This window comes from Phormidium pseudopriestleyi FRX01, assembly GCF_017313335.1.
In the GTDB taxonomy this organism is placed as follows: Bacteria; Cyanobacteriota; Cyanobacteriia; order Cyanobacteriales; family Laspinemataceae; genus Laspinema; species Laspinema pseudopriestleyi.
In genome coordinates, this window is sequence record NZ_JAFLQW010000078.1 from 1 (window position 1) to 7,645 (window position 7,645).

Here is a 7,645-nt window from a genome sequence, read left to right on the forward strand (position 1 = left end):
TGATTACCAGATAGAATTGCGTGAGGGAAACCTGATTGTCATGGGTCCATCAGATATTGTATCCAGCTACATTGGTGCACAGTTGAGCTTTCTCCTCAATCTGTGGGTGAGCCCCCGTCGCCTGGGGTTAGTTTTTGACTCTAGCGGGGGGTTCATTCTGCCGAATGCAGATTTAACCGCCCCGGATGTTTCTTATGTCTCGCGATCGCGAATGCCTCGCACAGTCCGTTATTTTAGCGAAGTCGTTCCAGATTTAGTAGTAGAAATCAAATCTCAAAGCGAAAAGCCCTTCGGGCATAGCTTCGCTTACCGCATTACAAAACTGCGTGAAAAAATTCAAATGTTTCTGAAACAAGGCGTTAAAGTTGGCATATTAATTGACCCCGATGAATTAACGGTTACCCTTTATCACCCCAATCAAACCCCCATCGTTTTTACAGATACAGATATCCTGACGCTGCCCGAATTGCTACCCGGGTGGGAATTACAAATTGCTGATTTATGGCCCCCAGTGTTTGAGGAAAATGAGGATTAAATAGAACGACTTTGCGGGTCGAGGGCGTCGCGTAATCCATCTCCGATATAATTAATACTGCTAACCGTTATAAAAATTGCCAGTCCTGGAAAAATCGCCTGATGGGGTGAGGTTTGTAAGTAATCTCGGGCATCATAAAGCATTCGTCCCCAGGTTGGCACATCTGGGGGAAAACCTAATCCGAAAAAGCTGAGGGTGGATTCGGTAATAATGGCATTCCCGATCGCCAAGGTTGCCGCAACAATTACTGGACCGATAATATTCGGTAAAATATGAATCCAAATAATCCGTCGGGGGGATGCACCTAAAGCACGTGCAGCAGTGACAAAATCTAATTGTTTAACCGTTAAAAATCCGGCCCGAACCAGTCTCGCTACAGACATCCAGGTGAGGGAACCAATAACCAGAACAACTAGGATAAAAATGCCAAATTCTGGCCCAGCAACTGCCCGAATCGGGTCACGAAACAGGTAAACGACTAATAGGAGTAAGGGTAACTGAGGAAGGGCTAAAAATAAGTCAGTCAGACGCATGAGTAAGGCATCAATGACGCCGCCATAATATCCGGCAACTGCACCGATGAACACTCCAACGGTAATCGCTACCAACATGGCAGCGATACCAACGGCGATGGAGATTCGTCCTCCGGATAACATTCGGGCGAGGATATCTTGACCCAGGGAATTGGTGCCAAAGGGATGATACCAACTTGGACCCGTTGAGGACCGACTGAAGTCAATTTCATCAATGGCGGTGGTGTAAAAGAAGGGACCGAAGATAACGCAGAGGAGGAGAATGGTGAGGGCGATCGCACCTAAGACCGCCATTTTATCTTGATAAAATCTCTGCCATGCTTTTTTACCTAAATTGGGCATAAAAGTTGGAGTCAGTTCAGATTGAATCGGGTTAACATTGGACATAATTGAAATGAAATCACTAAATTAAGTGAGGGATGAAGAAGGCGATTATGGATGATATTTCACTCTGGGGTCTAATATCGCATACAGCAAATCAGCCATCAAATTAAAAATGACAATTAACACCGCATAAATAAAGGTAATTCCCATCACTACTGGGGTATCACTCCGATAAATTGAATCAATTAACAATGAACCAATTCCAGGCACTCGAAACACCTGTTCGGTGACTAATGCGCCAGTAAATACAGCAGGAATATCTAAGGCAACCAGAGTCACGACAGGAATCAAAGCATTCCTTAAAACGTGCCGCTTGATGACTGTGAATTTAGATAACCCTTTGGCGTAGGCGGTGCGAACATATTGCTGATACAGTTGTTCTAAAATCGAGGACCGGATAAACCGCATTAAAATCGCTGCTTGGTACAGTCCTAAAACAGAAATGGGCATAATAGACTGTTTGATTTGGGCGATAAAACTGTTCCAATCGGTTACCCGTAAAGTGCTATTATAGATGAAGGGAAACCAGTTGAGTTGAACACTGAAAATAATGATAAACAGGATTCCAGTGAAAAAGGTGGGGAGAGAAAACCATAAAAAGGCAAACGTTGTGGTCAGTTTGTCTACGAGAGAGTAGCGGTTGAGGGCGGAGAGAATGCCGAGGGGAAATGCGATTAATATGCCTAAGAGATAGGCAGAACCGACGACCCATAAGGTGGTGGGTAAGCGTTGCAGAATTAAGTCGATGACGGGACTGCGACTGGTAAAAGAGTATCCCATATCTCCGGTAAAAAATGCCAGAGCCCATTTCATATATCGGATATGAATCGGTTGGTCCAATCCAAAGGAACGCCGCAGATTTTCTCGCACTTCAGCGGTGATTGCTGGATTGGTAGCAAATTCTCCTAAAGGGTCTCCAGGTGCTAACGCTAGAATGGTAAAAATGACGAGACTAATGGCAATTAAGGTGGGAATGGAAATCAGCAGGCGTTTCAACAAATAGGTTTTCATAGGCACAAGAATAATGATTTCCGACAAACCTGCGGGGGTTGAAAACCCCGCTGGTTGCTATTTCCGCCGCCATTGGTGGATGTTCCAAACGACTCTATCCCAGGAGGTTAATTCCACCCCTTCTAGGGTGTTGCTAACGGCGATCGCATCGGCGCGATGGACTAAGGGAATGACTGCTACATCATTCACTAATAAATCATTCATTTGAATAAATAATTCCGTTCGAGTTTCTGGGTTGAGTTCGGTGGTAGACTGTTGCCAGAGTTGGTCATATTCCCGATTGCAATAGCGCGAGGTATTGCTACCAGACCAACTATTTTCAGGACGAGATATTTCCCCGCAGGTGAAAGTTTGAAGGTAGCGGGTGGGGTCGGGTGAGGTATTGCCGGTGGTCACCATTTGCAGATCGGCATAGAAGCGATTCAGGGAATCGGTATTTGATGGATCGCCGGAGAAGAAAATACTGGCATCAATACTTTTGATTTCCACTTCTACTCCGATGGTTCGGAAGTTTTGTTTGATGATTTCTTGGGTTTTCTGTCGAACTGGGTTGACGGAAGTTTGAAATAGGACGCGCATTTCTACCCCATTTTTATCCCGGATGCCATTATTGTTAGTATCGCGCCAACCTGCTTGTTCTAGTAACGTTGCTGCCTTTTCCAGATTAAATTCATATTGTGTATTGGGAGAAAGATAGGTTTCTGGAGAGACTAGAAAATTAGGGGTGGGAGTGCCGGTAACGCCATAGAGTTGTTCGGAAATGGTATTGCGGTCGATCGCCAGGTTGAATGCTTGTCGAACTTGCCGATCGCTGAAGAAGGGATGGGGGAATTCTAAACTAGAGCGATCGCCTGCTGCGGTTGCTCGATTGGGGTCCGTTTGGTTCAGTTGAATCCGTTCGCTTAACGGACCAAAATTTGCCATAACTTGTCCTTGTCCCCCCGCTTCTAATTGTTCTAAAACTTGCGGTTCCACTTGCAAACCATAGGCATAATCTGCATCTCCCGTTTGTAAAACTGCCCTCGCTGCCGAGGTGGAATCTCCCCCGCCTTTGAGTTCAATTCGCCGAAAATAGAGGTCTTCTGCGTCTCGGAAATAGGGATTGGATTCATAAACGACGGTATCCCCGGGTCGAAATTCAACGACGCGATAAGGACCCGTTCCCACAGGCAATAAATTACCGGGTGCTTGTCGAGAATTTGCGCCGGTATAATCGGCAAAAAGATGTTGGGGTAAAATCATCCCTTCGGAACCGACAAAGGGTAAAAACCAAGCGGGATTAACCGCCTTAAAATTAACTTTAACGGTTAGGGGGTCAACTGCTTCTACTGAGGCGATCGCATCATAATTTGAAGAATTGGCCGAAGCAGTTTCAGGATTAGAAATAAATTCATAAGTAAAAACCACATCAGCGGCAGTGAAGGGAGTGCCATCGGACCATTGTATATCCGGTTTGAGTTTCCAGGTTACCGATAAACCATCTGCCGCTACTCCGCCATTTTCCAGGGTGGGAACTTCTGCCGCCAAAAGGGGGATTAACTCACCTTGATTATTGAAAGTTGCCAGGGGTTCTAAGGTAATTCGACTTGCTTCCCAATCCTTGAACCCCACAGACAAATGAGGATTGAGAATGGTTGGCGCTTGCCAGTAGAGTAAGCGCAGAACATCCGGTTGTTGGATTTGGCGGGATTGGTTCGTTCCGCATCCAGATAACAGGGATGCAGCGAGAAACGGTAGCGCCAACAGTGGCATGATCAATCGACGGCGATCGCGCTTCTGATTCAAAGTTTCCCTCCCAGTGACGGTTTAAAACTCTACAGTATCAAGAAAACCCGGTTTTGTCTTGTCAGGGACTACTGCGATTAAATGCACCCGGTTTAACGTCCGGAGTCCCCCATTCCCGGAACTCGGTTCACCGGGGATAGAACCCAGTCCATTCAGCACACAAAAGGCGATCGCCACTGGCAACAATGCGATCGCTTTTTGACACTGGGTTGAAGTGCGATCGGTCTTGTCTCCACTCCAGTGCCACAATAACCAAATTAGGCTCAAGGCACAACCGAAATAACTATCAATATACAGTCCAATGAGATTGGGGATAAGGTATTCCATCAGTTGCCAGAATTTTTGATTTTGAGGGATTTTGTTGCTCATGGGTTCAACTCCGAACGGCTATATCCCCATTAAATCGATTGGTTAAATTGATGTAAATTGGCTGGAAATCAAAAGATATATTTGATTTGGATATCCTCAAGCCTTATTACCTAATAAAATCTAAATAAATTCATTTAAATCAATCAGAATCAAGACAAATAATTTTAAATAAAAACAAATAAAATCTCTCAAAATTGAGAATTTTTAAAACCCAATTAGCCCCAAATCATGCTAATGTAGAAACAGGAATAAACCCAGCCCTTCCAGAGAGAAGCGGCCTTTGAAACCCGAGGAAAAAAGGCATGATTGCACAGACACCAGCAAACTCATTACAAGAACGATTCCTCAACGACTTCACCAACCAAGTAATCTGGCAGCAAGGCAACGATACTCAGCGCCTCTGCTGTGGGTTGCGTTTTCATCCACGCCACCGCGATAAAACCAGTGCAAAAGTGGCAGAAGAGATGAACAAGCAATTGAATGATACCTTTCCCCCTACGAATATGCCGGGAACGTTAGGAGAAGTCATCAAAAAGATAAAAGAACGACTTGGCGACACCATGCAAGCAGATGGAGTTCCCGTTGATTTGTTGACTGGAACAAGAGGCAGACAACGGCAGCATCCGGATGCCAAATCCCCTTGGGAAATCATTTACGAGTGGTTGTGGGAAATAGAATTTCCTCGGCAGGGGTGGAAATTGGCCCAGGAAATGGCAACTTATGCCATAGAAGAATTGCAGATGATTGAGCTAAAGAATGGGGACCGGGATATATGCTTGAATGTAGCGAAAAACCCGGCGATGATTTGCAAAGGAAAAGAATATGCCTTACAGGTGGATTTCCCGCATCAGGGTGATTTGCTGTTGATTAATCAGGGTGTTTCCGGTAAGCGGTATTGCCTTTGTCCGTCTCTGGCATTTTCTTTAAATACCCAGATTATGCCGGATAAAAAGCTGCATATTCCTGGTATCAAGGCTTTAGCGAATGCTTTGCAATATATGGATATGGGGAACGAGTATTTTCTAGCCATACTGACTGAAAATCCGGTTAATTTATCTTGGGTGCATCCGGAGTCTGAACCGGCAGATATTCTCGTTACCGATGAACGGTTGCAGGAGATATTTCAGCAGGTGGGACGGCAGTGGAATGCACAGGTATTTTATAAAAAGTTTGAGGTAGTGTAGTTCATCCACTAACCCGGCGGGGGTTTGAACGATTGGCGGCCTAATAGCTAAAGTCGGTTGAAACCGACTAGAAGGTTGAGGGGTGATGAGGGGTTTTTATTATTGAGAAAACCGGCATCTGTCCCATCGGTAACGATTGCATTCCCCCCCTAACTATTTAAGATCACCTCCGGTCCCCTCCCCTTGGCAAGGGGAGGGTTAGGGTGGGGTCCTCTTGAAGCGCGATCGCGCTTCAAGAGGGAGGAATGAGTGGGTGGAGAGTGTTAGCGGTGACGAAAGCGATCGCTTTCGTCACGAAGAAAGAGATTTCCGCCGCCTTACATACCAGGGCTTAAGCTGTAAAGAGTGCTTTATGTGGCGATCGCCACATAAAGAGGACCCCACCCTAACCCTCCCCTTGCCAAGGGGAGGGGACCGGAGGTGGAGTTAAATGTGAGGCAAATCACCCTGAACATAAAAAACCTACCGTTGTAAGCTAACCCAATGGTTTATTTGAACGATTGGCGGCAGGGTGACGCCACCTAACAGTTTAGGCAAGGATTACTCCTCGCAGTTAGATTTTCTCTAACATTTTTTGGAAAAGCCAAGTCTTGGACAAATCATCCAGAGAGGGGAGGAGGTGGAAATTAAAATATTCTTCCCACACTTCAATCCCATACTTGGCAATAAAAGCCTTTTCTAGGTCTTGAAATAGGCTGTAGTTACTCGATTCAATTGATTCCAACAAGGAAATCATTTGTTTTAATGGAACTTTTGCCGTTTCTGTCAATACTACTGAGTTACTCATCGGGATAATCCTCCAATATGCAAATAAATCGTAAAGGGTTGTTTTTCGTGTCGATGATTTCGACTAACCGCTTCCCCTTCCTTTTAGCAATCTTTTGGCAAGCTGTTTCAGTAGCAGCCGCAGCCCATTCTCTGCCTTCTTCACAGGGGTCCCACTCTTTTTTATTTTCAGTCATGAAAAGGATTTACGGGTTATGTTGTGACCAATTGAAGTGCTTTGCTAAAATTTCGGCAACTATCTCATTTGCCTTTACGCCTTTTTCCTCTGCCTGTTGCCTGACTAAGGCATCCAGACTTACAGGAAGGCGCATGGCGATCGCCGCCCCCCTTTTTTCCTGGTAGGGACTGCCAAATTTTCCTTCCTGGGTCCTGGGTTGGCTAACTTTTCGCAGTTGCTTGGTTTCGGTTAGCATATCACTTCCTCCTGTCGTCCTCCCCATCTTAGCACCGAGTTACACGGTGATGTCATTCCAATCAGATTATCCTGGTTACAGGGTAGAAATTCATTAAATATGTAGTGACTCCTTCAGAAGTCATCACAATGCCACCACCTTGACAGGGCAAGGGTTTGAAACCCAGCCGGTTGATACCACCCAACAGATTGAACCTCGTCGCTTGATTTCTTGGACCTATCTGCCCTCATCTTTATCGAGATGCGCCCCTCGGTCCGCAGGCAGAGAGTTGGGTTATTCTGGGTTGGGATTGGGAATATTAGGGTATTCCAAAAAATAAATCATTCCTATTCAGTTTTTAAAGGAGTAGGGTGGGCATTGCCCACCTTCTGTTCGGTGGCTTCACCACCCTACAATTGCTATTTTATTTTTTGGAGTTCCCTTAGACAAAAGAATAGGCGCAATTGTGAGCGAACAGAATCTTAGTTCACAAAAGTATTGGAGGTTAACTGATGTTTGATAATCTGAACGAGCAAATTAACTCGCTAAATAGGAAGGCAGTAACCGCTTACAAGCAAGGTCAGTATGAGCAAGGAATTAAATTCGCCAAACAAGCGTGTGAACTGGGAAAATCTGCTTTCGGTGAGAATCATCCCGACTATGCCA

General features: G+C 45.3%; 10 protein-coding genes. 3 read left to right on the forward strand and 7 right to left on the reverse strand.

Annotated features, from left to right (window positions below; all coding sequences use genetic code 11):
- Positions 1-535: Uma2 family endonuclease (locus J0895_RS03290; RefSeq protein WP_207086704.1), on the forward strand; the 535-nt coding region annotated here is incomplete at its 5' end.
- Here the strand turns inward: J0895_RS03290 and J0895_RS03295 are convergent.
- The 4 genes from J0895_RS03295 to J0895_RS03310 are packed head-to-tail and all read right to left on the reverse strand — an operon-like array spanning position 532 to position 4,617.
- On the reverse strand, positions 532-1,455 hold the full coding sequence (locus tag J0895_RS03295) for an ABC transporter permease (protein WP_242541019.1): 924 nt from the start codon (positions 1,453-1,455) through the stop codon (positions 532-534). The two genes, J0895_RS03290 and J0895_RS03295, sit on opposite strands and share 4 nt — an antisense overlap.
- A gap of 45 nt (positions 1,456-1,500) precedes the next feature.
- Positions 1,501-2,463 (reverse strand): ABC transporter permease, encoded by a 963-nt coding sequence (locus J0895_RS03300; RefSeq protein ID WP_207086705.1) that lies wholly within the window; start codon positions 2,461-2,463, stop codon positions 1,501-1,503.
- Between the two features lie 57 nt (positions 2,464-2,520).
- Entirely contained in the window at positions 2,521-4,215 is a 1,695-nt protein-coding gene (locus J0895_RS03305; RefSeq protein ID WP_422894305.1) for a peptide ABC transporter substrate-binding protein, read from the reverse strand.
- Between the two features lie 54 nt (positions 4,216-4,269).
- On the reverse strand, positions 4,270-4,617 hold the full coding sequence (locus tag J0895_RS03310) for a hypothetical protein (RefSeq protein ID WP_207086707.1): 348 nt from the start codon (positions 4,615-4,617) through the stop codon (positions 4,270-4,272).
- Between the two features lie 302 nt (positions 4,618-4,919).
- On the opposite strand from J0895_RS03310, the gene J0895_RS03315 reads away from it, so the two are divergent.
- Positions 4,920-5,801: a DUF4384 domain-containing protein gene (locus tag J0895_RS03315; protein ID WP_207086708.1), complete on the forward strand. Its 882-nt coding sequence runs from the start codon at positions 4,920-4,922 to the stop codon at positions 5,799-5,801.
- Positions 5,802-6,354: 553 nt separating this feature from the next.
- Here the strand turns inward: J0895_RS03315 and J0895_RS03320 are convergent.
- The 3 genes from J0895_RS03320 to J0895_RS03330 are packed head-to-tail and all read right to left on the reverse strand — an operon-like array spanning position 6,355 to position 7,000.
- Positions 6,355-6,588: a hypothetical protein gene (locus J0895_RS03320; protein WP_207086709.1), complete on the reverse strand. Its 234-nt coding sequence runs from the start codon at positions 6,586-6,588 to the stop codon at positions 6,355-6,357.
- A complete protein-coding gene (locus J0895_RS03325) occupies positions 6,581-6,763 on the reverse strand; it encodes a hypothetical protein (RefSeq protein ID WP_207086710.1) in 183 nt (60 codons plus the stop codon). The genes J0895_RS03320 and J0895_RS03325 overlap by 8 nt, the downstream gene beginning before the upstream one ends.
- Positions 6,764-6,772: 9 nt before the next feature.
- Positions 6,773-7,000, reverse strand: coding sequence for a hypothetical protein (locus J0895_RS03330; protein WP_207086712.1), 228 nt, complete (start codon positions 6,998-7,000; stop codon positions 6,773-6,775).
- Between the two features lie 491 nt (positions 7,001-7,491).
- Here J0895_RS03330 and J0895_RS26905 point away from each other — a divergent pair.
- Positions 7,492-7,645: tetratricopeptide repeat protein (locus J0895_RS26905; protein WP_422894306.1), on the forward strand; the 154-nt coding region annotated here is incomplete at its 3' end.